This window comes from Bradyrhizobium sp. U531 (assembly GCF_051710265.1).
In the GTDB taxonomy this organism is placed as follows: domain Bacteria; phylum Pseudomonadota; class Alphaproteobacteria; order Rhizobiales; family Xanthobacteraceae; genus Bradyrhizobium.
The window spans coordinates 898,795-921,556 of record NZ_JASVEN010000001.1 but is presented as its reverse complement, the minus strand read 5'-3'; the positions used below and the strand labels follow the sequence as shown (position 1 = coordinate 921,556).

Here is a 22,762-nt window from a genome sequence, read left to right as displayed (position 1 = left end):
TTATGCGGCCCTCGTGTTCTTGCGGTTCAACTTGGCGATATCGACCTTCTCGGGCTGCTGCGCCTCGTGCGGATGATCGGCGCCGCCGTAGACACGGAGGTTGCCCATCTGCACGCGACCGAGCGGACCACGCGGGATCATGCGCTCGACGGCCTTCTCGAGCACACGCTCGGGATGCTTGCCCTCGAGGATCTGGCGCGCGGTGCGCTCCTTGACGTGGCCGACATAGCCGGTGTGCTTGTAATAGGTCTTCTGCTCGCGCTTGCGGCCGGTGAGGACTGCATGCTGCGCATTGATGATGATGACGTTGTCGCCGCAATCAACGTGCGGGGTGTAGGTCGGGAGGTGCTTGCCGCGCAGGCGCATGGCGACGATGGTGGCGAGACGACCGACGACCAGACCCTTGGCGTCGATCAGCACCCACTTCTTCGTCACCTCAGCCGGCTTTGCCGAAAAGGTTTTCATGTCGGAGTTTCCGTGGACGGGAGATATCGGCGCGAACACCGCACCGGCTGCGCGGGTTTCTAGAGAACAGACGCGCTCCGGTCAATGTCTCACGACATAATTTACCTATGCAATATCAATGGCTTGAAAATATGGTGCTATATTACCTGCGAAAACATCAAACATTTGGAATGGAATAGGTCGAGGTGACATGGGCGACCGGATCGGGCGAGGAACCGGACAGCAGCTTCACTTCCCCGACCGCCAGACGCTTGCCGAGCTTGAGCAGCCGCGCCTCGGCCAGCACGTCCTGGCCCGGCTGGCCCTTGCGCAGGAAATTGATGTTGAGATTGGTGGTCACGGCGAGCCCGACCGGCCCGATCGCGGACAACAGCACCACGTACATCGCGAAATCGGCCAGCGTCATCAGCGTCGGGCCGGACACGGTCCCGCCCGGCCGCAGCATCCTTTCGCTGTACCGCTGCCGCAACAGGCAGGTCTGGCCGTCGGCGCTCTCGATCGTGATGTCGTCGCCGCTGAAAGCCTGGGGAAACTCGTGACGGAGGAACTGCTCGACCTCTGCCACGCTCATTTTCGCTAACGCCATGCTGTTCCCCACCCTCGCTTCACTTGACCTGTTACATTAAGTTATCTGCGTCATCCAATTGCAATCATCTAGCGGAAATCGCGTCAATGTCCGTCACGGCCGCCCGCGCCCCCTCCCCGCAACCGCCGATCCTGCTGCGCGAGACCGCAGGGCCCATCGCGATCCTGACGCTGAACCGCCCGGCCGCGCGCAACAGCCTGTCGGCGGCGATGATCGCCAGCCTGCACGCCGAGCTCGACGCGATCCGCGACGACAAGGCCGTCCGCGGCGTCGTGATCGCGGCCAACGGTCCCGCCTTCTCCGCCGGCCACGACATGAAGGAACTGACCGCGCGCCGCACGGATCCCGATCGCGGCCGCGCCTTCTTCGCCGAGATGATGACGGACTGCAGCGCGATGATGCAGGCGATCGTGCATTTGCCGAAGCCCGTGGTCGCGTCCGTCCAGGGCATCGCGACCGCGGCCGGCTGCCAGCTCGTGGCGAGCTGCGACCTTGCGATTGCTTCGGAAGCGGCAAGCTTCGCCACCCCGGGCGTCGACATCGGCCTGTTCTGCTCGACGCCGATGGTGGCGCTGTCGCGCAACGTGCCGCGCAAGCAGGCCATGGAAATGCTGCTGACGGGCGAGCCGATCACGGCGGCGCGCGCTCGCGAGATCGGGCTCGTCAACCGCGTGGTCGCCGCCGGCACCGAACGCGAGGCTGCGATCGCGCTCGCCGAGAAGGTCGCGCTGAAATCCGCCTACACGGTCAAGCTCGGCAAGGAGGCGTTCTACCGCCAGGCCGAGATGAGCCTTGCGGACGCCTATCGCTATGCGGCAGAGGTGATGACCGAGAACATGATGGCGCGCGACGCCGAAGAAGGCATCGGCGCCTTCATCGAGAAGCGCACGCCGACATGGCGGGATGAGTAGAATCGTCATTGCGAGCGCAGCGAAGCAATCCAGAAATCCCTCCGCGGAAACAGACTGGATTGCTTCGTCGCTTCGCTTCTCGCAATGACAAGGAAAAAGAACGACAAATGAACCACGACGCCTATCCCGACAATTACATCCGCGGCATCCTCAACTCCGTGAAGTCGATCGCGATGGTCGGCGCTTCGCCGGTCAACGTGCGGCCGAGCTATTTCGCGTTCAAATATCTGGCGCAGCGCGGCTACGACATGATCCCGGTCAACCCCGGTCATGTCGGCAAGGAGCTGCTCGGCAAGCCCTTCGTCGCGTCCCTGTCGGCCATCGGCCGCCCCGTCGACATGATCGACATCTTCCGCAATTCCAGCCACATCCTGCCCGTTGTCGAAGAGGCGCTCACGCTCGATCCGCTGCCGAAAGTGATCTGGATGCAGCTCGGGGCGCGCGACGATGCGGCTGCGGCGAAGGCCGAAGCGGTCGGTATCAAGGTGGTGATGAACCGCTGCCCGAAGATCGAATATGGCCGCCTGTCGTCCGAAATCTCCTGGATGGGGGTGAATTCGCGCACGCTCAGTTCCAAGCGCGCCCCGGCACCGACACAGGGCATGCGGCTGTCCCTCAATCGGATGAGCGTCAGCGGCGGCGACACCGCCGCATCCGATCGCGCCGCGAAAAACAAGACCGAGCAAAGCTGACGCAATTGCGAAGCGTTCATTTCGCGAACGCGACAATGCGTAGCAGGATCATTCCCAAATCATCCTGATGTGAAGCGGCGGCTTGACGACGGACGCCGCGCCCATCAGCATGCCGCGCGATTTCAGACCACGAGAAATAGGACGCCCCAATGAGCGATCGCCTTCCGGGATTTTCGACCCTCGCCGTGCATGCCGGTGCACAGCCCGATCCGACCACCGGCGCCCGCGCAACTCCGATCTATCAGACGACGTCCTTCGTCTTCAACGATGCCGACCACGCGGCCTCGCTGTTCGGCCTGCAAGCGTTCGGCAACATCTATACCCGCATCGGCAACCCCACCAATGCCGTGCTCGAAGAGCGCGTCGCCGCACTCGAAGGCGGCACCGCCGCGCTCGCAGTGGCCTCGGGCCACGCCGCACAGGTCGTGATCCTGCAGCAGCTGCTCCAGCCCGGCGACGAGTTCATCGCCGCGCGAAAGCTCTATGGCGGCTCGATCAACCAGTTCACGCACGCGTTCAAGAGCTTCGGCTGGAACGTGGTGTGGGCCGACCCCGATGACATCGCAAGCTTCGAGCACGCGGTGACGCCGCGCACGAAAGCCATCTTCATCGAATCCATCGCCAATCCCGCCGGCAGCGTCACCGACATCGAGGCGATCTCGACGGTGGCGCGCAAGGCGGGCGTGCCGCTGATCGTCGACAACACGCTGGCCTCGCCGTACCTCATTCGCCCGATCGACCACGGCGCCGACATCGTCGTGCACTCGCTGACGAAGTTTCTGGGCGGCCACGGCAATTCGCTCGGCGGCATCATCGTCGATGCCGGCACCTTCGACTGGTCCACGGGCGGCAAGTACCCGATGCTGTCGGAGCCGCGGCCCGAATATCACGGCATCCGCCTGCAGGAGACCTTCGGCAATTTCGCCTTCGCGATCGCCTGCCGCGTGCTGGGCTTGCGTGACCTCGGCCCGGCGCTGTCGCCGTTCAACGCCTTCATGATCCTGACCGGCATCGAGACGCTGCCGCTGCGCATGCAGAAGCACTGCGACAATGCGAAAGCGGTCGCCGAATTCCTCGCCGGCCACCCGGCGGTGGCCTCGGTCAATTATGCCGGCCTGCCGAGCGACAAGTACCACCAGCTTGCGCGCAAATACGCGCCGAAGGGCGCCGGCGCCGTGTTCACCTTCAGCCTGAAGGGTGGCTATGACGCCGGCGTCAATCTGGTGTCGAAACTGCAGCTGTTCTCGCACCTCGCCAATGTCGGCGACACCCGCTCGCTCGTCATTCACCCCGCCTCGACCACGCACAGCCAGCTCGACGATGCCGCCAAGGTGAAGTCCGGCGCCGGCCCCGACGTGGTGCGCCTCTCGGTCGGCATCGAGGACAAGGAAGACCTGATCGCGGATCTGGAACAGGCGCTAGTGGCGTAAGTTCCTCTCGTAGCCCGGATGGAGCGAAGCGCAATCCGGGCTACGGGATTCCGTTGCTCACGCTCGCCGCGGAATGACGGGCGCTTTGGCGTCCGTCGGTTAACGATCATTAACCATATCTGCCGCATACATCGTCTTTGGATCGACCCTTTGATTCGGAGCCGACGATGCTGCGCTGGATGGTGCCTGCCCTTGCCGCGATGCTGACGGTCTCGAGCGCGCTGGCTGCCGACTTGCCGGCCACGCCGAAACGGCGGGCCGCCGCCGCGCAGCAGGAGCCGCCCAAGGTTTGGGTGGACACAGATCCCGACGCGCTGATCTCGCCGGCCCACGGCATCGGCAGCTACATCCGGAACCTGCCGGGCACGCCCCTGCTGCCGGGCTCGCACACGCTGCCGGGCTATTACGGCCGCCCCTGGGATTACGACTATCAAGGCTCGTATTACGGCGGGAAGCAGGTCGATTATTTCTGGCGCCTGCCCTATTCGTGCGGCATCTACGGCTATTGCTGATCAGCCGGGCTGCCCGGCCGGAACAGCGCGCGGCTGCGTCTCCGCGGACTGCCGCGACGCCAGCCGCTCCACCTGCATCACCGCGAGCGTAAGCACTGCGATCGCGACCGCCTGGTGCGACAGCGCAAGATCGATCGGCACCTGGTTCAGCAGCGTGAGGATGCCGAGCACCGCCTGCACGCTCACCGCCGCGAGCAGCCATAGCGCCCCGCTCGCGGCCGCACCTGCGCGCGAGCGCACCGCGTCGATCGCGTGCAACAGCGCCAGCACCAGCAGCGCATAAGCGGTCATCCGGTGCTCGAACTGCACCGTCAGGACATTGTCAAACATGTTGCGCCACCACGGCGTCTCGAACCACAGCCGCTCGGCCGAGGGAATGAACGCGCCGTCGATCTGCGGCCAGGTGTTGTAGACGCGCCCGGCGCGCAGGCCCGCGACGAGCGCGCCGAAATAGATCTGCACAAAGGTCACGACGAGCAGCAGCGCGCTGGTGAATCGCAGCCGCGCCGGGCCAGCGATCTGCGGCCGCTCCTTGAGCCGCCGCACCGTCCAGACGATGCCGGCGAAGATCAGCAGCGCGAGGATGAGATGCGTCGCCAGCCGATATTGCGAGACCTCGACGCGCCCGGTGAGGCCAGAGGCGACCATCCACCAGCCGACCGCGCCCTGGAGGCCGCCAAGCGCGAACAGCAGCCATAGCCGCCGCTTCAATTCACCGGAGAGACCGCCGCGCCACAGGAAGAACAGGAACGGTAAGAGATAGGCGACGCCGATGAAACGGCCGAGCAGCCGGTGGCTCCACTCCCACCAGAAGATCTCCTTGAACTCGGCCAGGCTCATGCCGGCATTGAGTTCGCGATATTGCGGGATCTTCTTGTAGGCCTCGAACGCCTCGGTCCACTGCGCCTCCGACAGCGGCGGAACGCTGCCCGTGACCGGCTTCCATTCGACGATCGACAGGCCCGATTCCGTCAGCCGCGTCGCGCCGCCGACCAGCACCATCAGCGCGATCAGCGCGGCGACGGAGATCAGCCACCAGCGCACGGCGCGATGCGGCTCGAACGGGGCGGATTTCGTCGTCATCAGGGGCAAAAACCAGACTTGAACCGAACTGCGTGCCCCTTATAGTCCCCCGCTTCCGCAGCGCAAGTTACGCGAAAGCCGCTCCTAGTCCGCCATGAATATCCGCACCCGCAAGTTCCTCGGCGCCATCCTGCTCCTGGTGCTGGCCACCGTCTGGGCCCTGCTCGGCATGGCCGCGGCACAGATGCCGTGGATCGCCGAATCCGGCTGGCGGCAGGCGATCTATTACGTCGTGGTCGGCATGGGCTGGGTGCTGCCGGCGATGCCGATCGTGAGCTGGATGCAGCGTCCCGATCGCGTCAAGTCTGGCCGGTAGCGCTGCCGGTCGGCTTCACCGGCGCAAAGGCCACGCCCGACACCAGCACGCGCAGCATGCGCAGCGAGCGGATGCGACCGTCCCAGGAGATCCGCGGCAGCGCGCGCAGATTGGTGCGCCCCTCCGCGTCCACGACACCAGATATCGCCGACACCGCGCTGGTAAATCCCGCCTCCTCCGCCATCACGACGTGGCTGCGCCGGAACGAGGTGCGGTCGCCGAACGGAAAGGCGAAATGCGCGATGTTGCGGCGGACGGCGGATTCGGCAACCGCCTTGCCCATCGTCATCTCGCGCAGCGCCGCACCGTCCTTCATGTTGGCGAGCACGGGATAGTTCACGGTGGCGCTGCCGATTGTGACGAGCGGATCGGCGGCGAGCTTCGCCAGATCCTCCCAGTTCATCGACGCCTCGCGCGAGAGCGCGGCAAGATCGATGCGATAACGCGTGCAGAGATCAGCGATCGCCGCCGACAGCTCCGCCGGCGACAGCGAGCGCAGCCAGCCTTCGAGATGCGAAAACAGCGCCTGCTTTTCGGAGGGATCGGTGACGACGAAGCGCTGCTCCTTTTCGCCCATCATCAGGCTGATGCGGCTCTCGCGCGCGATCACCTGTTCGAGCCCGAGCCACCAGGCCTCGCCGACGCCATCGGGAAACGCGGTGGGCAAATAGATCGTGAAGGGCACGGCGTGATGCGCCAGCACCGGATAGGCACTCTCGATCAGATCCTTGCCGGCACCGTCGAAGGTCAGCGCCACGAAGCGCCGCGGCTCTGGCAGCGTCACCGCGCGCCGGCACACTTCGTCCATGCCGATAAAATCGTATTGCCAGCGCTTCAGCGCGCGAATGGCGCGATCGAGGAATTGCGGCGTGATCTCGTGCGCGCGCAGCGGCTGAAACCCGCCGCGCCGTTGCGGGCGCACACGCTCGAAGCGCAGGATGGCGCCGGCACCGCGGCTGCCCAGCGCGGCCCGGCCGGTGAACCAGGCGATCTCGAGGCGCAGCCGTTCCAGCCATCTGTCGTCGGATTCCAAGATTCCACCCCTCACGCCCCGAAGGCGCCCGATCCCCGCTCTTATTGTCCTTACCCTTTGTTGACATTTCTTTGCAAAGGTCGGCCATCGGCCGATTGACGCCACTTTCTGATTTCTCGACAGGTTTCGCGGATGACCATGGCTGCGGCGATGCAAAGCCGGACGGCAGAAGCGCCAGCGCGGTCGAAAGCGAGCGGTATCGCGCATGTCGATATCGTCACCGACCTCGACGCCATTGAGGCGCTCTGGCGCGCTTTCGAGGAGCCCGGCCATCTCTTCACGCCCTATCAGCGGTTCGATCTGCTGAGCCCCTGGCAGCGCCTGGTCGGCGCGTGCGAAGGCGCCCGCCCACTCGTGGTCATCGGCCGCGATGGCGATCACAAGCCGGTGCTGCTGCTGCCGCTCTCGCTGCGCCAGAGCCACGGCGTGCGCACGGCCGCCTTCATGGGCGGCAAGCATACGACCTTCAACATGGGCCTCTGGGACGCCGCGTGCGCCGCGCAGACCGGTGCCGCCGATCTCGACGCGCTGCTGGCGCCGCTCCGCGAGCATGCCGACGTGCTCGCGCTGACGCAGCAGCCGCTGCGCTGGCGCGACCAGCAGAACCCGTTTGCATTGCTGCCGCGACAGAGCGCGATCAACGGCTGCCCGCAGCTCGTGATGGAGCCCGGCGGCCCGCCGCCATCGCGCATCAGCAATTCCTTCCGCCGCCGCCTCAAAAGCAAGGAAAAGAAGCTCCAGTCCCTCGCCGGCTATCGCTATCATCTGGCGACGTCCGATGCCGACGTCACCCGCCTGCTCGACTGGTTCTTCCGCGTCAAGCCGGCGCGGATGGCGGAACAGAAGCTGCCCAACGTCTTCGCCGAGCCCGGGGTCGAGCAGTTCATCCGCAGCGCCTGCCTTGCGCCGCGGGGCGAAGGCCGGGTCATCGACATCCATGCGCTCGAATGCGACGAGGAGGTCATCGCGATCTATGCCGGCGTCGCCGACGGCCAGCGCTTCTCGATGATGTTCAACACCTACACGATGTCCGAGCACGCCCGTTACAGCCCCGGGCTTATCCTGATGCGCTACATCATCGATCGCTACGGCGAGCGCGGCTACCGCTCGCTCGACCTCGGCATCGGCTCGGACGACTACAAGCGGATGTTCTGCAAGGACGACGAAGAGATCTTCGACAGCTTCGTCCCGCTGACCTCCCGCGGACGGCTCGCGGCGATGGCGATGTCCTCGCTCAGCTACGGCAAGCGGCTGGTGAAGCAGAACCAGATGCTGTTCGACCTGGCCCGGCGGCTGCGACAAGCGTTCGGGTAAGACCTCGCTGCTTGCACTGCTGCACTCCTTCTCCCCTTGTGGGAGAAGGTGGCGCGAAGCGCCGGATGAGGGGGTTTCCTCCGCTTGCCAGACTGCTCGTGAGGAGAGAACCCCTCACCCGTCTTCGCTTCGCGAAGCCACCCTCTCCCACAAGGGGAGAGGGAAAACAGAAGCCTACGCCGCCACGACGCGCGGGGCTTCCGCGGCGTTCGACGCCTGCACCGGCTTGCTCAGCATGGTCACGTCGCTGAAGCCGACCGCGCTGAGCTGCTCGCACATCAGCGTGCGTGCGTCCTGTGCCATCGCGGCATCGGGCACCACGACGGCGCGGGCATGCGCCGTCAGCAGCTCGGCCGGAAGGTCGGAGGCACTTCCGGCGTCGATCAACACGTGATCATAGGCGCGCAGCAGCGCGTCGATCGCGAGCGTCACCCGCGGCGATTGCAGCAGGCTGCGGTCGAAGCCGGGACGGCCGGCCATGACGAGGTGCAGCCGCGACAGCCTGTCCCGGGTGATGACTTGCGCGAACGTGGCCTCGCCCTGCATCAGTTCGGCAAGCCCGGGCGCCGAAGCATCGACGGACACAGCGGCGATCGTCGGCGAGGACGCGGCAAGATCGACCACGACGACACGCGCCTCGCGCGCCAGGTGCCGCGCAAGCGTCAGCGTCGACAGCGTGATGGCTTCGCCCGAGGCGGTGCCGAGCACCGTGACCTTTTTCGCCGCAGCGCCCGCGGCCCGCAATCTGTCGGCCAGTTGCTCGATCTCGCTGAATTCGGTGGCGTCGGCATCGGCCGTCATGTCCGGCTGCAGCGGCGCAGGCTCTGCAGGAGGGAGCTCGATGCGGGGATCGGCGACCCGCTCCACGACCGGCTGGAGCGGTGCCTCCTGGCGCAGCGGCGCCCGTGCCGGGAGCACCGCAGCCACTGCGCGCGGCGCGGTCTGACGCAGCAGCTCGCCGGTGACGACGACACCGGACGAGAGCAGCAGCGTCGCGATCGTCGCGATCAGCACGATCGGCAGCTTCTTCGGATAGGCCGGCGTGTTGGAGACCAAGGCGCGCGAGATGACGCGGCCGTCCGTCGGCGCTGTGTCGATGGTTTCGCGGGTATTGGCCTCGCGGTACTTGGCAAGATAGGTCTCGAGCAGATCGCGCTGTGCCTTGGCTTCGCGCTCCAGCGCGCGGAGCTGAACATCCTGGCCGTTGGTCGAGGTCGCCTGCTTCTTCAACTGCTCGAGGCTCGTGATCAAGCCATCGACCCGGCCGCTGGCGATCCGCGAGTCGCTTTCGAGCGAGCGCGAGATCTTGGCCGCTTCGTCGCGGATCTGATTGTCGAGGTCGCCCAGCTGCGCCTTCAGCTCCTTGATCCGCGGGTGATTGCCGAGCAGCGTGGACGATTGTTCGGCAAGCTGCGCACGCAGCGTGACGCGTTGCTCCGACAGCCGCCGCATCAACTCCGAGTTCACGACTTCCGATGCCTCGATCGGCTTGCCGCTCTGGAGCATCTCCTTGATCAGCCGTGCCTTGGACTCTGCGTCGGCCTTCATCGAGCGCGCATTGTTGAGCTGGGTGTTGACCTCGCCCATCTGCTGGTTCGACAGCGTGGTGTTGTTGGTGCCGACGAACAGGCTCGACTTGGAGCGGAAGTCCTCGACCCGGGCCTCGGCGTCGGAGACCTTCTTGCGCAGGCTCTCGATCTCGCCGGCGAGCCACTGGCTGGCGTTCTTGGCCTGCTCCTGGCGGGCCCCCTGCTGCAGCACGAGATAGCCGTCGGCGATCGAGTTGGCGACACGCACGGCAAGCTCGGGGTCGGCGGACTGAAATTCGACGACGATCACGCGCGACTTGTCCACGGCATAGGCCTGCAGGCGGTCGTAATAGGCGTCGAGCACGCGCTCTTCCGGCGTCATCGAGAACGGATCGCGGCCGATGCCGATCATCGCGGCCAGCGACTTAAGCGGCGAAACGCCTTGCAGCACCGGATCGAATTCTGGACGCTCGGCAAGCTTGTTCTTCTTGATGATCTCGCGAGCCAGATCGCGCGACAGCACGAGCTGCACCTGACTAGTGACGGCCTCGGCATCGAGTGCCTGGCGCTCCTCTGTGCGATCGCTGTTCGGACGGAGGAAGACGTTCTCGCGGCCGTCGATCAGGATGCGGGTCTCGGACTTGTAGCGCGGCGTAACGAGATTGACGATCGCGATGGAGCCGACTAGCGCGAGCACGGTCGGCACGATGATCCAGCCGCGCTTGCGCGCCAGTGCCCCGCCGAGCGCATGCAGGTCGATATCGCCGGACTCGCCTTGCGTCGGCTTGGTGACGACGGGCGCAGGCCTAACGTCGATCCGGGGCTCGCGCCTGTTCTCGACTTCGAGTGCAGCCCTCGCCTCAGACACGGCATCAGATTTGGCTTCAGCTTTGGGCGCGACTTCGGCTTTGGGCTTCGCAACGGCGCGCGCAACCACAGCCTTGTCCTTGCCGGCACGCCAGAACGCTAAACGCATCGAACACTCCCGCAGGGGCAACGCCACTAAGCTACCTCAACCGCGGCGATTACACTCCATTAAGGTTGCCGCTGGGTTAATCGCGGGATCCCGCGCTCATTGCACGCGCGCTCGTCACCGTTTGTTAACCACGAGGCCCCTTAATCCGTCTCGATATTTTCCTTTCGAATTGTTCGGCATCCGCCGTCGAGCGCTGGTTCTTCATTCATGCCCCCCTCTCCCGACCGGCCGCTTCGCATCCTCCACGCCGTGCGCGCTCCAGTCGGCGGCATCTTCCGCCACATCCTCGACGTCGCCAACGGCCAGGTCGATCGCGGCCATCATGTCGGCATCCTCGCCGACAGCCTCACCGGCGGCGCGCGCGCCGACCAGGCGCTCGCCGAGCTCGCACCGCGCCTGACGCTCGGCGTGCACCGGCTCGCGATCCGCCGCGAGCCCTCGCCCGACGACGTCCTGGTGTGGTTTCGCATGCAGCGCCTGATTGCCACGCTGAAGCCCGACGTGATGCACGGCCACGGCGCCAAGGCTGGCGCTTTCATCCGCATGCGCAGGCGCTCCGACGACACCATCCGCATCTACACGCCGCATGGCGGCTCGCTGCATTATCCGCTCAACACCCTCAAGGGCGAGTTCTACGCGCGGCTCGAGCGATCGCTGATGGGCTCGACGGACCTGTTTCTGTTCGAGAGCGCATTCGCCCGCGACACCTATCAACGCATCGTCGGCACGCCCAAGGGCGTGGTGCATTGCGTGTTCAACGGTGTCACCCCCGAGGAGTTCGAGCCCGTCGTGATCGCCGACGATGCCACCGATCTCTGCTATGTCGGCGAGTTCAGGCACATCAAGGGCGCGGATCTGCTGGTCGATGCCGTGGCGCGCCTGCACGAGGGCGGCAAGAAGGTCACGCTGACGCTCGGCGGCGACGGCGAGGAAACGGCGGCGCTGAAGGCGCAGGTCGCGCGGCTCGGCCTCACCGAGGCCATCCGCTTCATCGGCCACGTCAAGGCGCGCTACGGCTTCTCCAAGGGCCGGCTGCTCATCGTCCCCTCCCGCGGCGATTCGATGCCCTATGTGGTGATCGAGGCCGGCGCGGCCGGCATCCCGATGATCGCGTCGAGGATCGGCGGCATCCCCGAGATATTCGGCAGCGACAGCCCCGCTCTGTTCGCGCCGAGCAATCCCGAGGCGATGGCCGAGGCGATCGCCGCCGCGATCGACGATCCCCAGACCACGGCGCAACGCGCGGTCACCTTGCGCGAACGCATCTCGGCGCATTTCTCGCAGTCCGCGATGGTCGACGGCGTGATCGCCGGCTATCGCGAAGCGTTTGCCAATCATTAACCATCCTTAAGCCCGCTTTAGAGAATCTTCCGATTTGTTCGATAATCGAAGGTCCAGGGGATGCTCGCCCGGGCGCTCAAGGCCGTGCCGCGGGCTTTTGAATGGACGTGGACGCCCGTGGAACCGCTCAACGCACGCTCGATGCTCGACGCCGCGACCAGCGCTGCGGCGAAGCCCGCTGACCAACCTTTCGTCGAGCGCCGCCGCCGGCTGACGCCCGCGGCGCTCGACGTCGTCAACCAGAAGGTCGCCCGCGCCTATTCGCCGATCGTGATCACCGGCTTCGTGCGCCTCGCCGATTTCGCGCTGCTGAGCATCGTCGGCATCGCGCTCTATGCCGGCTATGTGATGCCGCTCTCGGGCTTCAACTGGATCTATCCCGCGGAAGTCGTCGCGGTGGCGGCCGCCGCCGTAATCTGCTTCCAGGCCGCCGACATCTACCAGGTGCAGCTGTTCCGCGGACAGCTCCGGCAGATGACGCGGATGATCTCGTCCTGGTCGTTCGTCTTCCTGCTGTTCATCGGCATCTCCTTCTTCGCCAAATACGGCAGCGAGATCTCGCGGCTGTGGCTGGCCGCCTTCTATTTCCTCGGGCTCGCCGCGCTGATCGCCGAGCGGCTGGTGCTGCGCTCGCTGGTGCGCGGCTGGGCGCGCCAGGGGCGGCTCGACCGCCGCACCATCATCGTCGGTTCCGACAGCAACGGCGAGCAACTGGTCGAGGCGCTGAAGGCGCAGGAGGATTCCGACATCCACGTGCTCGGCGTGTTCGACGATCGCAACGACAGCCGCGCGCTCGATACTTGCGCCGGCGCGCGCAAGCTCGGCAAGGTCGACGACATCGTTGAATTCGCCCGCCGCACCCGCGTCGATCTCGTGCTGTTCGCGCTGCCGATCTCCGCGGAGACGCGCATCCTGGAGATGCTGAAGAAGCTCTGGGTGCTGCCGGTCGACATCCGCCTCTCCGCGCACACCAACAAGCTGCGCTTCCGCCCCCGCTCCTATTCCTATCTCGGCGAGGTGCCGACGCTCGACGTGTTCGAGGCGCCGATCACCGATTGGGATCTGGTGATGAAATGGCTGTTCGACCGCGTCGTCGGCAGCCTCGCGCTGCTCGCGGCGCTTCCGGTGATGGGCCTCGTCGCGCTCGCGGTGAGGCTCGACAGCCCGGGCCCGGTGCTGTTCCGCCAGAAGCGGTTCGGCTTCAACAACGAGCGCATCGACGTCTACAAATTCCGCTCGATGTACCACCACCAGGCCGATCCGACCGCCTCCAAGGTCGTGACCAAGAACGATCCGCGCGTCACCCGCGTCGGCCGCTTCATCCGCAAGACCAGCCTCGACGAGCTGCCGCAGCTGTTCAACGTGGTGTTCTCCGGCAACCTCTCTCTGGTCGGCCCGCGCCCGCATGCGGTGCAGGGCAAGCTGCAGAGCCGGCTGTTCGACGAGGCCGTCGACGGCTATTTCGCCCGCCACCGCGTCAAGCCGGGCATCACCGGCTGGGCCCAGATCAACGGCTGGCGCGGCGAGATCGACAACCAGGAAAAGATCCAGAAGCGCGTCGAGTTCGACCTCTATTACATCGAGAACTGGTCGGTGCTGTTCGACCTCTACATTCTCCTGAAGACGCCGATCTCGCTGCTGACCAAGAACGAGAACGCGTATTGAGTTGAGTTTCCGTCATGCCCCGCGAAGGCGGGGCATCCAGTACGCCGCGGCGCCGGTCGTGTTTTCCAATGACCGCCACGGAGTACTGGATCGCCCGGTCAAGCCGGGCGATGACAGCGGACATTGTGGCGTACGAGTTGCGTGAGCGTATGAGCATCTGATGGCGTATGCGGCGACAGCCGATGGAATGAACATAGCCGCACCGGCTGCGCCCGGCGTGCTGGCGCTGCAGCGCGCATTGGTGTGGCTGGTCGGCGCCTCCGGCGCGGTCGTGTTCATCGAGCCGAGCCCCTACGAGATCATGACGCTGCTCGCGGCCGTCACGTTCTTCGCCACCGGCCTTCGCCTGCGACTCGCGCTGATGCCGCTGGTCGGCCTGTTGGTCCTGCTCAATGTCGGCTACACGATCAGCGCGATCCCGCTCTACGAGCAGTCCGAGGTGGTGAGCTGGATCGCGACCTCCTGGTACATGGCGGTCACCGTCGTGTTCTTCGCCATGGTCATGTCCGAGGATACGCTGGCCCGGCTCGACATGCTCCGCCGCGGCCTCGTGGTCGGCGCCATGATCGCCTCGGTGCTGGCGGTCGCCGGCTATTTTCACCTCGTGCCCGGCGGCAACGACCTCCTCACGCTCTATGGACGCGCGCGCGGCACGTTCAAGGACCCGAACGTGCTCGGCGCCTTCCTGATCCTGCCCGCGCTGTTCTCGCTCCAGAGCGTGGTTTCGGACAAGTTCGGCAAGGCGTTCCGCAACGTCTTCGCCTTCGGCATCATGTCGCTCGCGATCCTGCTCGCCTTCTCGCGCGCCGCCTGGGGCGGCCTGGTGCTGACCTCCGCCTTCATGCTGGCGCTGATGGTGCTGACCAGCCGCACCAACGCGCAGCGCTCGCGCATCATCATCATGGCGATCGTGGCGGCGGTTCTGGGCCTCGCCTTGATCGCGGCGCTGCTGTCGTTCGACGCCACCGCCGAGATGTTCAAGCAGCGCGCGAGCTTCGACCAGAGCTACGACGAAGGCCGCTTCGGCCGGTTCGGCCGGCACATCCTCGGCGCGGAGATGGCGCTCGACCTGCCGTTCGGCATCGGCCCCCTGCAATTCCACCGCTTCTTCCCCGAGGACACCCACAACTCCTATCTCAACGCCTTCATGTCCGGCGGCTGGCTGTCCGGCGTGTGCTATCCCGCGCTGGTCTTCACCACCGTGATCACAGGCTTCCGCCACGTCTTCGTCCGCGTGCCCTGGCAGCGCGCTTATCTCGCCGTGTTCGCCGCCTTCATCGGCACCGTCGGCGAAAGCTTCGTGATCGACACCGACCACTGGCGGCACTTCTGGATGATGCTGGGCGCGATGTGGGGCATGATCGCGGCCGCGCAGATCTACAGGATCAGGGCTGACGCGGACGCGTCTTCAGCTTGAGCGCCGGACGTTTCTCCGGCGGCGTGTCGAGCAGTCCCTTCAGCGCTTCGGTTGCCGCGACCACACCCCTGTAGCCCTCGTTCGCGAAGCGCAGCAGCAGGCGCAGTTCCTCGTCGGTATAGCCGGTATAGACCTTCTCCATCGCCTGCTGCATGGGCACATAGAACTGGCTGATCTTCGCGATCGCTTCCGGCACGACGGCGATGAAGACCTTGCGGCGATCGGTATCGTCGCGCTCGCGGCGGACGAGGCCGGCCTTTTCGAGCCGGTCGACCACGCCGGTGATGGCGCCGGTCGTGAGGCCCGTGACCTCGGCGAGCCTGCCTGCGGTGACGCGGCCCTCGAGATACAGGATGTCCATGCATTCAAGGTCGGAATTGGCAATTCCGGCAACGTTGGCAACCGTTTGCCCGTAAAGCACGCCCTGCGCGGAAGACCTGCGCATCGCCTCCTCGAGCTCCTGCAACAGCGCCGTGCGCGCCTTCGTCCTTGACAAGGTCGGCCTCATATCTTAGGCGATATATATCTTAGTCACTAAGAGATTTAGCGACCGTAATTTCTCCTAGCACCACGGAAACGTCGGGAGCAAGCCATGTCCTATCGTCCCCGCAAGGCCCTGATCATCGGCGCCGGCATCGCCGGCCCCGTGGCCGCGATCCTGCTGCGCCGCGCCGGCATCGAATCCGCGATCTACGAGGCCTGGCCCTATTCCAAGGGCATCGGCGGCGGCCTCCAGATCGCGCCGAACGGCATGCACGTGATGGACGAGATCGGGCTTGCGAACGAGCTGGTCAACCGCGGCTCGGTCGCGGAGTCCTTCGACTTCTACTCGCAAGGCGGCGCAAAGCTCGGCTCGATCAACCGCAACATGGCACAGCGCTTCGGCCAGCCCGCGGTGAACGTGTGCCGCGCCGCTCTGAACGAGATGCTGATCGACAAGGCCTGGTGCGCCTGCGCCTCGCTCTATTTCGAGAAGCGCCTGATCAAGGTCGAGGATCGCGGCGACCAGCCGATCGTCGCTTATTTCGCCGACGGCACCACCGCCGAAGGCGACTTCCTGATCGGTGCCGACGGCGTTCATTCCGTCACGCGCCGCCAGGTCGTGCCGGACGGGCCGCAACCCTTCGACACCGGCCTGATCGGCTTCGGCGGCTTCGTGCCGCATGCCGTCCTCGACGGCCGGTCGATCGGCCGGCATGTCGAGACCACGTTCGGCCAGAGCGGCTTCTTCGGCTACGGCTATTGCAGCCCGGATCCGAATGATGGCGTGATGTGGTGGAGCACGCAGTCTGCGCACGGAATGGATGCGGCGATGTTTCGCGCGCTCGATCCTGCGACGCTGAAGCAGCATCTGCGCGGCTTCCATCATGGCTGGCACGATCCGATCCCTGACATCATCGAGGCCGCCGAGAACATCGTGGTCACCGACACGCTCGACGTCGCGACCCTGCCGGCCTGGTCACGCGAGCGTTCGCTGCTGATCGGGGACGCCGCGCACGCGACCAGTCCCCACGCGGGCCAGGGCGCCTCGCTCGCGCTCGAGGATGCGATGCGCCTCGCCCGCCTGATGCAGGAAGGCCAGGAGCTCGGCGCCACCTTCCAGGCATTCGAAGCCGAGCGCCGCCCGCGCACCGAGAAGATCGTCGCGCTGGCGCGACGCAACGGCAACAACAAGCGCGAATTCAGCGCCACCGGCGCGTGGGTCAGAAATCAGATGATGAAATGGCTGCTGCCGCTCGGCGCGAAGAGCATGGACTTCATGTACGCGTATGACGCGCGGGCGGTGTAGCTTCTTGTTCTCCCTCTCCCCGTTCTTACGGGGAGAGGGTTGGGGTGAGGGGCTGCGTCCGCGAAGACGGTGAGAGCTGGACTCGCGGAGAGTCCCCCTCACCCGCCACGCTTCGCGTGTCGGCCTCTCCCCGCAGGCGGGGCGAGGCGAAGAAAGCGACCTAGCTCTCCACCTCGAACTTCAGTCCGGCATGATCGACCAGCCGCTTGATCAGCTTGTGCTGCATCGCCGCGCCCGGGGTCCACAGACCGGCCAGAACATCCGGCGTGTCGCGCAGCAGGCAGATCGCGCATTCGGAGATCATCTTCGCGGTCGACGCGTAGCCGGGATCGAGATCGCCCTTCACCGCAGCACGCACCTGACGGCCGTCGGGCGCGATTGCGACATAGAGCAGGTCGTAACGACCGTTGTCGCGCTCTTCCTTCGACGGGCCCTCACCGGGCTTGAGCGCCTTTGGGCCGGTCTTTTCGCCGTTGGCGGCCATCACCAGCTTCGCGTTGGCCTGCCCTTCCTCGCCCGCCCCCGTCAGCACCATCTCGTCGTAGACGAAGTCGCGGCCATACGGGAAACCCATCAGCATGTTGGAGCGATGGACGTTGCGCGTGTTCAATATCGCCATCGCGAACGGCGCGGACCAGGATTGCAGGTCGTCCTCGAAGACAGGCTTGTTGCCGCGCGGCTGCTTTGGTCCTTCAAATCCCGGCGTGAATGCGAAGGGGTCCTTGAGGATCGACACCAGGCTGAGATCCTGCGCGACCGCTTCGAAGGTAACCCTCGCGCTCGCCGAGGTACCGCCGGAGAACTTCCAGCTGAGGTCGCGCACGCGCCCCTTGACGCGCGGCGCCGGCGCGCCGAACACGCGCCTGGCTTCCTCCTGCACGAAGAATGCGCCGAGTTCGAACGGGATGGAATCGAAACCGCAGGAGAAAAGGATGCGCGCGCCGCTCGCTTTGGCGGCCACCTCGTGCTTGTCGATCATCTGCTTCAGCCAGATCGGCTCGCCGCAGAGATCCATGTAGTCGGTGCCCGATGCGACGCAGGCGGCCAGCAGGTCGGATCCGTAAAGCTGGTAAGGACCGACGGTGGTGACGACCAGCTTCGCCTGATCGACCATCGCCTGCAGCGACGCCGGATCGGATGCGTCCGCAACGATGAGCGGCGTATCCCTGGGCGCACCGATCGCGTCGCGAACCGAGGCGAGCTTGTCTCCGCTCCGCCCCGCCATCGCCCAGCTTGGCGCGCCGTCACCGACGTAGTTCGCAGCGAGATATTCGGCCACGAGCTGGCCGGTGTACCCCGTCGCGCCGTAGACGACGATGTCGAACTTCGCGGACACCGACCTCAGGCTTCCACGTTGAACGTCAGCCCCGCATTGTCCCGCAGCCGCTTGATGAGCTTATGTTGCATCGCTGCGCCCGGCGTCCAGAAACCGGCGGCGACGTCGGTGGTGTCACGCAGCATGCAGATCGCGCATTCGGAGATCATCTTCGAGGTCGAGCCGTAGCCGGGATCGCGGTCGCCGGTGACGCCGGCGCGGACCATGCGGCCGTCGGGCGCGGTCGCGACGTAGAGCAGATTGAACAGCCCGTTCTCGCGCTCTTCCTTCGAGGGCCCCTCGCCCGGCTTCGGCGCGCTGGGACCGGTCTTCTCGGCGTTCGCGGCCATCACGCGCTTGGCGTTGGCCTCACCCTTCTCGCCCGGACCGGTCAGAACCATCTCGTCGTAGACGAAGTCCTGGCCGTACGGAAAGCCCATCAGCATGTTGGAGCGATGGACATTGCGGGTGTTGATCAGCGCCATCATGAACGGCGCGGCCCAGGAATTCAGGTCTTCCTCGATCAGCGGCTTGTTGCCCCTCGGCTGCTTCGGACCGGTGAAGCCCGGCGTCAACGCAAACGGGTCGTTCAGGATCGCGACGAGGCTGATATCCTTGGCCACGGCGTCGAAGGTCGCCTTCGCGCTCGCCGCGGTGCCGCCCGACAGCGTGCCGCGCATGTCGCGCACGCGGCCCTTCACGCGCGCGGCGGGGGCGCCGAACACGCGCTTGGCCTCTTCCTGCACGAAGAAGGTGCCGAGCTCGAACGGCACGGAATCGAAGCCGCAGGAGAACACGATGCGCGCGCCGCTCTCTTTCGCAGCTGCCTCGTACTTGTCGATCATCTGCCGCATCCAGATCGGCTCACCGCAGAGATCGAAATAATCCGTGCCGGTGGCGACGCAGGCCGCCAACAATTCCTCGCCGTAGAGCTGATAGGGACCAACCGTCGTGATCACCGACATCGTCTGCTCCGCCATCGCCTTCAGCGAGGCTGCGTCCGACGCATCCGCAACAATCAGCGGCGTATTCCCGGGCGCGCCGACCGCATCGCGGACCGATTTGAGCTTGCCGAGGCTACGGCCTGCCATCGCCCATTTGAGCGAATTGTCGGTTTTGTATTGCCTCGTCAGATATTCGGCGACGAGCTGGCCGGTGAAACCGGTCGCACCATAGACGACGATGTCGAATTTCGCAGAGCTCATGGTCGTCCCTTACTTTTTCGCGTAACTCACGCCCATGCCGGCACGGACGTCGCTTTGAATGCCATAAGGCGGGATCGGATAGCGCAGGCCGTTCTTCGCCAGCGCCTTCATACCCTCGATTGCCTTGGCGAGATGCGACGGCTTCAAGGCCATCAGCATCTCCTCGTCCGGCACGCCGCCATAGCGCCGTTCGGCATAGCATGGCAAGGACAGGCTCGGCTCCCCGGTCTTGAGCGCCCGCCCCCAGGAATCCGCGCACGCGGTCTCGCCGACCACGCCCCATTCGAACTTCTTGTAGCCGGTATATTGCAGCCCGTTGATCAGGATGATCATCTGCCCGGGCGTCGCATAGACGAGGCAGATGTCGGGCGGATCGAGCCGGCCGCTCGCGAGCGGGCTGACGGCGAGCGCCTGATATTGTCCGAACGGAACCACGTCCAGCGCCTCCTGGCGCTTGCGCGCGTCCTCGGCGGTGCCGTGCCAGACCCCGACATAATTTTCGCCGGCGAGCCATTTGTCGTCCTGGGGGCTGAGCCCGATCACCGCACGGCATTGCGCGCCGACGAGATCGTCGGCGGTGATGCCGACGGTCCAGCCCAGGCGCGAGGCCATGCTGACGATCTGGTCGGTGGTGTGGACCGCATTCGGCCGCCGGACTTTCGAGATCGCCTCCATGTCCGCGGCGCGCGCGAACAGCTTCATGCCGATCACATTCGTCTTCAGCCGGAGCAGGCTGTTGAGATCGGCGACGAGGCCGGCAAGATCGATGCTGTCTGCGCTCTGCTGTTGCATGGCTTCCTCCGGAGCGGCGCGTTCCGCCGCATGTTCTTGTTTTGCGGTCTTGGTTCTAGTCCTTCGCGGGTCCCGGAAGCAACTCGCCGGTCCTGCCCATCAGACGGTAGGCGACGAGGCCGATCCACTCGCGCACGGCGACTTCAGTTCGGCCAAGGCCGTCCGCGCCCATGTTGGTGAAGGAGAACAGATCGTCACGTCCGCCCATCCGCCAGTCCACCGGATAAGCCTCGACGTCGAATCCGGCCTTGCGGAAGATTCCCATCGAGCGCGGCATGTGAAAGGCCGACGTCACCAAAAGCCAGCGTTCGCCCGGCTTCGGCTTCACCAGCTCTTTGGTGAAGATCGCATTCTCCCAGGTGTTGCGGGAGCTGCGCTCCAGAACGAGGCGCTCTTTCGGGATGCCCAGATTTTCCAGGATCGGCGCGGAGTAATCGGCTTCCCTGGCATCGGTCGCGACCAGGTTCGCAGTCCCTCCGGTAAAGACGATGCGCGCATTCGGATAGCGACGCGCGAGCTCGGCCGGCGCGAACAGACGGTCGGCGGCGTGCGCGACGACAGGGGTGCGATGCGCCGCAGACAGATCGGTGTCCACGGAGCCGCCGAGCACGATGATGCCGTCGGGCGCGCCGCGCGCGGCGTCCCACGCCGGAAAGCGCGATTCAAGCGGATAGATCAGCAGATTGCCGAGCGGCGAGAACGCCGCCAGCGCCAGCAGCACCAGCGTGGTCACGGCAAGCTTGCGGCCGAGCGCGGCAAAGCGCGTCGCCATCAGCAGCAGCGAGACGATGCCGAGCTCGACCAGAAGGTTGATCGGCAAGAGCGCGGTGCCGAGGGTCTTGGACAGAACGAAAAACAGGGGAGCCTCGCTGGAATGATCGTGCCAGTCTGCGCGGGGCTTGACCTGCCCGGCGATCTTCAGAAATCTTCTTGAAAGAGGATCGATCGCCGGGTCAAGCCCGGCCTGATGAAAGCGACCGGACGAGGCACATGACCCATCACCACCTGCATTCCAGCCCCAAGACCTGCCATTGGGGCTTCTTCGAAGCCGCGCTCAAGCCGGTCCTCACCATTGCCAGCGGCGACGAGGTCACCGTCGACACCATTAGCGGCGGGCCGGACATGCTGCCCGACCGCAACAAGTTTCACATTCCCCCCGAGATGTTCGAGGTTCACGCCAACAACGAGCGCATGCTGCCCGGCCATATCCTCACCGGACCGATCGCGGTCGAAGGCGCCGAGCCCGGCGACGTGCTCGCGGTCGAGATCCTCGACGTTCAGCTCCGCCAGGATTGGGGCTGGAACATGATCAAGCCGCTGTCCGGCACCCTGCCCGACGATTTCCACGAGACGCGGATCCTGAACATCCCGCTCGACCGGACGCGGATGACCGGCCGCATGCCGTGGGGCCTCGATCTGCCGCTCAAACCCTTTTTCGGCGTGATGGGCGTCTCGCCGCCGCCCGGCTGGGGCCGTATCTCCTCGCTGATCCCGCGCGCGATGGGCGGCAATCTCGACAACAAGGAGCTGGGCGCCGGCGCGACGCTCTATCTGCCGGTGTTCGTGCCGGGCGCGATGTTCTCCTGCGGCGACGGCCACGGCGTGCAGGGCGACGGCGAAGTCTGCGTCACCGCGATCGAGACCGCTTTGCAAGGCCGCTTTCGCCTGACACTGCGCAAGGACCTGAAGTTCGACTATCCCCGCGCCGAGACCGCCACCCACTACATGACCATGGCGATGGACCCCGACCTCGACCAGTGCGTGGTGCGCGCGCTGCGCGACATGATCGCCCTGCTCGGCGAGCGGCGAAACCTGTCGCGCGAGGATGCCTACACGCTGTGCAGCCTGGCCGCCGACCTCAGGGTGACCCAGACCGTCAACGGCTCCAAGGGCATCCATTGCATGATCGAAAAGGCCATCGTGCACGGCTGACCCGGGCCGCTCCTCCCGCCCTGTCGATGCCTCCACGCCGCGCGGTCTTCCGCGCAGTGCCCTGAGTCGTGGCTATTTTCCCGTGCGATTCCAACGTGCTGAGCGCCAGGCGCAGGCTGCATTTGACTTCCGGCCCCGAACCTAAATAGAGTCTTAATCGTTACTTTTATGTACCTGAGTATGAGGCTAGCGTTCGGACCATGGCCACCGAAAAAGCCGAGACTGACCGCATTCCCGTAACCTTGGCGCTCTCGACCATCACCTACCTGGAGAAGTTGGTGAGACAGGGCACCCACGGCACCAGCGTTCCCGGCGTTGCACGCACCCTGATCGAGGAAGGCATCCGTCTCGCCATCAAGGACGGGCTTTTGTCGATCCGCGACAATGGCAGGACGTGAACGCGCGCGGTGCGTGATGCGGACGGATCTCGATGCGGATGGCCGACATCTGCAACCTGGG

At 65.5% G+C, this 22,762-nt stretch carries 22 protein-coding genes; 12 read left to right on the top strand and 10 right to left on the bottom strand.

All coding sequences use genetic code 11. The annotated features are described in order from the left end of the window. The gene (gene rplM, locus QRQ56_RS04640) at positions 1–465 is read right to left on the bottom strand and encodes a 50S ribosomal protein L13 (protein WP_063194814.1); all 465 of its coding nucleotides are present in this window, start codon (positions 463–465) and stop codon (positions 1–3) included. Positions 466–622: 157 nt separating this feature from the next. Beyond that, on the bottom strand, positions 623–1,051 hold the full coding sequence (locus QRQ56_RS04635; protein WP_438737901.1) for a PaaI family thioesterase: 429 nt from the start codon (positions 1,049–1,051) through the stop codon (positions 623–625). 86 nt (positions 1,052–1,137) lie between these two features. On the opposite strand from QRQ56_RS04635, the gene QRQ56_RS04630 reads away from it, so the two are divergent. The 4 genes from QRQ56_RS04630 to QRQ56_RS04615 all read left to right on the top strand — a co-directional run bounded on the left by QRQ56_RS04630 (position 1,138) and on the right by QRQ56_RS04615 (position 4,596). Further along, positions 1,138–1,962 (top strand): enoyl-CoA hydratase, encoded by an 825-nt coding sequence (locus tag QRQ56_RS04630; RefSeq protein ID WP_438737899.1) that lies wholly within the window; start codon positions 1,138–1,140, stop codon positions 1,960–1,962. Between the two features lie 107 nt (positions 1,963–2,069). Further along, positions 2,070–2,654 (top strand): CoA-binding protein, encoded by a 585-nt coding sequence (locus QRQ56_RS04625; RefSeq protein WP_438737897.1) that lies wholly within the window; start codon positions 2,070–2,072, stop codon positions 2,652–2,654. Positions 2,655–2,803: 149 nt separating this feature from the next. After that, the gene (locus QRQ56_RS04620; RefSeq protein WP_438737895.1) at positions 2,804–4,084 is read left to right on the top strand and encodes an O-acetylhomoserine aminocarboxypropyltransferase; all 1,281 of its coding nucleotides are present in this window, start codon (positions 2,804–2,806) and stop codon (positions 4,082–4,084) included. Between the two features lie 167 nt (positions 4,085–4,251). Then, complete coding sequence (locus tag QRQ56_RS04615; protein WP_438737894.1) at positions 4,252–4,596, top strand: hypothetical protein; 345 nt, start codon at positions 4,252–4,254, stop codon at positions 4,594–4,596. Here QRQ56_RS04615 and QRQ56_RS04610 read toward each other — a convergent pair whose 3' ends face one another. Next, positions 4,597–5,679 carry a COX15/CtaA family protein gene (locus tag QRQ56_RS04610; protein ID WP_438737892.1) on the bottom strand — a complete coding sequence of 361 codons (1,083 nt, stop codon included), beginning with the start codon at positions 5,677–5,679 and terminating at the stop codon, positions 4,597–4,599. 94 nt (positions 5,680–5,773) lie between these two features. On the opposite strand from QRQ56_RS04610, the gene QRQ56_RS04605 reads away from it, so the two are divergent. Next, complete coding sequence (locus tag QRQ56_RS04605) at positions 5,774–5,995, top strand: DUF2842 domain-containing protein (RefSeq protein ID WP_063194821.1); 222 nt, start codon at positions 5,774–5,776, stop codon at positions 5,993–5,995. Here QRQ56_RS04605 and QRQ56_RS04600 read toward each other — a convergent pair. Beyond that, positions 5,979–7,028 (bottom strand): polysaccharide deacetylase family protein, encoded by a 1,050-nt coding sequence (locus QRQ56_RS04600; protein WP_438737890.1) that lies wholly within the window; start codon positions 7,026–7,028, stop codon positions 5,979–5,981. The genes QRQ56_RS04605 and QRQ56_RS04600 overlap by 17 nt on opposite strands. Positions 7,029–7,160: 132 nt before the next feature. On the opposite strand from QRQ56_RS04600, the gene QRQ56_RS04595 reads away from it, so the two are divergent. Then, a complete protein-coding gene (locus QRQ56_RS04595; protein ID WP_438737888.1) occupies positions 7,161–8,342 on the top strand; it encodes a GNAT family N-acetyltransferase in 1,182 nt (393 codons plus the stop codon). 174 nt (positions 8,343–8,516) lie between these two features. Here the strand turns inward: QRQ56_RS04595 and QRQ56_RS04590 are convergent, their stop codons facing one another. Further along, positions 8,517–10,847, bottom strand: a complete 2,331-nt coding sequence (locus QRQ56_RS04590; RefSeq protein ID WP_438737886.1) for a GumC family protein — start codon at positions 10,845–10,847, stop codon at positions 8,517–8,519. A 207-nt stretch (positions 10,848–11,054) separates the two neighbouring features. Between QRQ56_RS04590 and QRQ56_RS04585 the strand changes: the two genes are divergently transcribed. From QRQ56_RS04585 to QRQ56_RS04575, 3 genes are all read left to right on the top strand, one after another. Next, positions 11,055–12,188, top strand: a complete 1,134-nt coding sequence (locus QRQ56_RS04585) for a glycosyltransferase family 4 protein (RefSeq protein WP_438737884.1) — start codon at positions 11,055–11,057, stop codon at positions 12,186–12,188. A gap of 117 nt (positions 12,189–12,305) precedes the next feature. Next, positions 12,306–13,853, top strand: a complete 1,548-nt coding sequence (locus tag QRQ56_RS04580; protein WP_438737882.1) for an undecaprenyl-phosphate glucose phosphotransferase — start codon at positions 12,306–12,308, stop codon at positions 13,851–13,853. A 160-nt stretch (positions 13,854–14,013) separates the two neighbouring features. Next, on the top strand, positions 14,014–15,270 hold the full coding sequence (locus tag QRQ56_RS04575) for an O-antigen ligase family protein (protein ID WP_438737880.1): 1,257 nt from the start codon (positions 14,014–14,016) through the stop codon (positions 15,268–15,270). Here QRQ56_RS04575 and QRQ56_RS04570 read toward each other — a convergent pair. Continuing rightward, on the bottom strand, positions 15,239–15,715 hold the full coding sequence (locus QRQ56_RS04570; RefSeq protein ID WP_438740069.1) for a MarR family transcriptional regulator: 477 nt from the start codon (positions 15,713–15,715) through the stop codon (positions 15,239–15,241). The genes QRQ56_RS04575 and QRQ56_RS04570 overlap by 32 nt on opposite strands. Before the next feature lie 147 nt (positions 15,716–15,862). Here QRQ56_RS04570 and QRQ56_RS04565 point away from each other — a divergent pair, with 147 nt between their 5' ends. Further along, the gene (locus tag QRQ56_RS04565) at positions 15,863–17,059 is read left to right on the top strand and encodes an FAD-dependent monooxygenase (RefSeq protein WP_438737878.1); all 1,197 of its coding nucleotides are present in this window, start codon (positions 15,863–15,865) and stop codon (positions 17,057–17,059) included. Positions 17,060–17,219: 160 nt separating this feature from the next. Here QRQ56_RS04565 and QRQ56_RS04560 read toward each other — a convergent pair whose 3' ends face one another. The 4 genes from QRQ56_RS04560 to QRQ56_RS04545 are packed head-to-tail and all read right to left on the bottom strand — an operon-like array spanning position 17,220 to position 21,230. Beyond that, positions 17,220–18,395 (bottom strand): saccharopine dehydrogenase family protein, encoded by a 1,176-nt coding sequence (locus QRQ56_RS04560; RefSeq protein ID WP_438737877.1) that lies wholly within the window; start codon positions 18,393–18,395, stop codon positions 17,220–17,222. Positions 18,396–18,400: 5 nt separating this feature from the next. After that, a complete protein-coding gene (locus tag QRQ56_RS04555; protein WP_438737875.1) occupies positions 18,401–19,579 on the bottom strand; it encodes a saccharopine dehydrogenase family protein in 1,179 nt (392 codons plus the stop codon). Between the two features lie 9 nt (positions 19,580–19,588). Continuing rightward, entirely contained in the window at positions 19,589–20,371 is a 783-nt protein-coding gene (locus QRQ56_RS04550) for a DUF169 domain-containing protein (protein WP_438737873.1), read from the bottom strand. Positions 20,372–20,426: 55 nt separating this feature from the next. Further along, on the bottom strand, positions 20,427–21,230 hold the full coding sequence (locus tag QRQ56_RS04545) for a YdcF family protein (RefSeq protein WP_438740068.1): 804 nt from the start codon (positions 21,228–21,230) through the stop codon (positions 20,427–20,429). 131 nt (positions 21,231–21,361) lie between these two features. On the opposite strand from QRQ56_RS04545, the gene QRQ56_RS04540 reads away from it, so the two are divergent. Beyond that, a complete protein-coding gene (locus tag QRQ56_RS04540; RefSeq protein WP_438737871.1) occupies positions 21,362–22,303 on the top strand; it encodes an acetamidase/formamidase family protein in 942 nt (313 codons plus the stop codon). A 200-nt stretch (positions 22,304–22,503) separates the two neighbouring features. Continuing rightward, complete coding sequence (locus tag QRQ56_RS04535) at positions 22,504–22,701, top strand: hypothetical protein (RefSeq protein WP_007603456.1); 198 nt, start codon at positions 22,504–22,506, stop codon at positions 22,699–22,701. Positions 22,702–22,762: the final 61 nt, after the last annotated feature.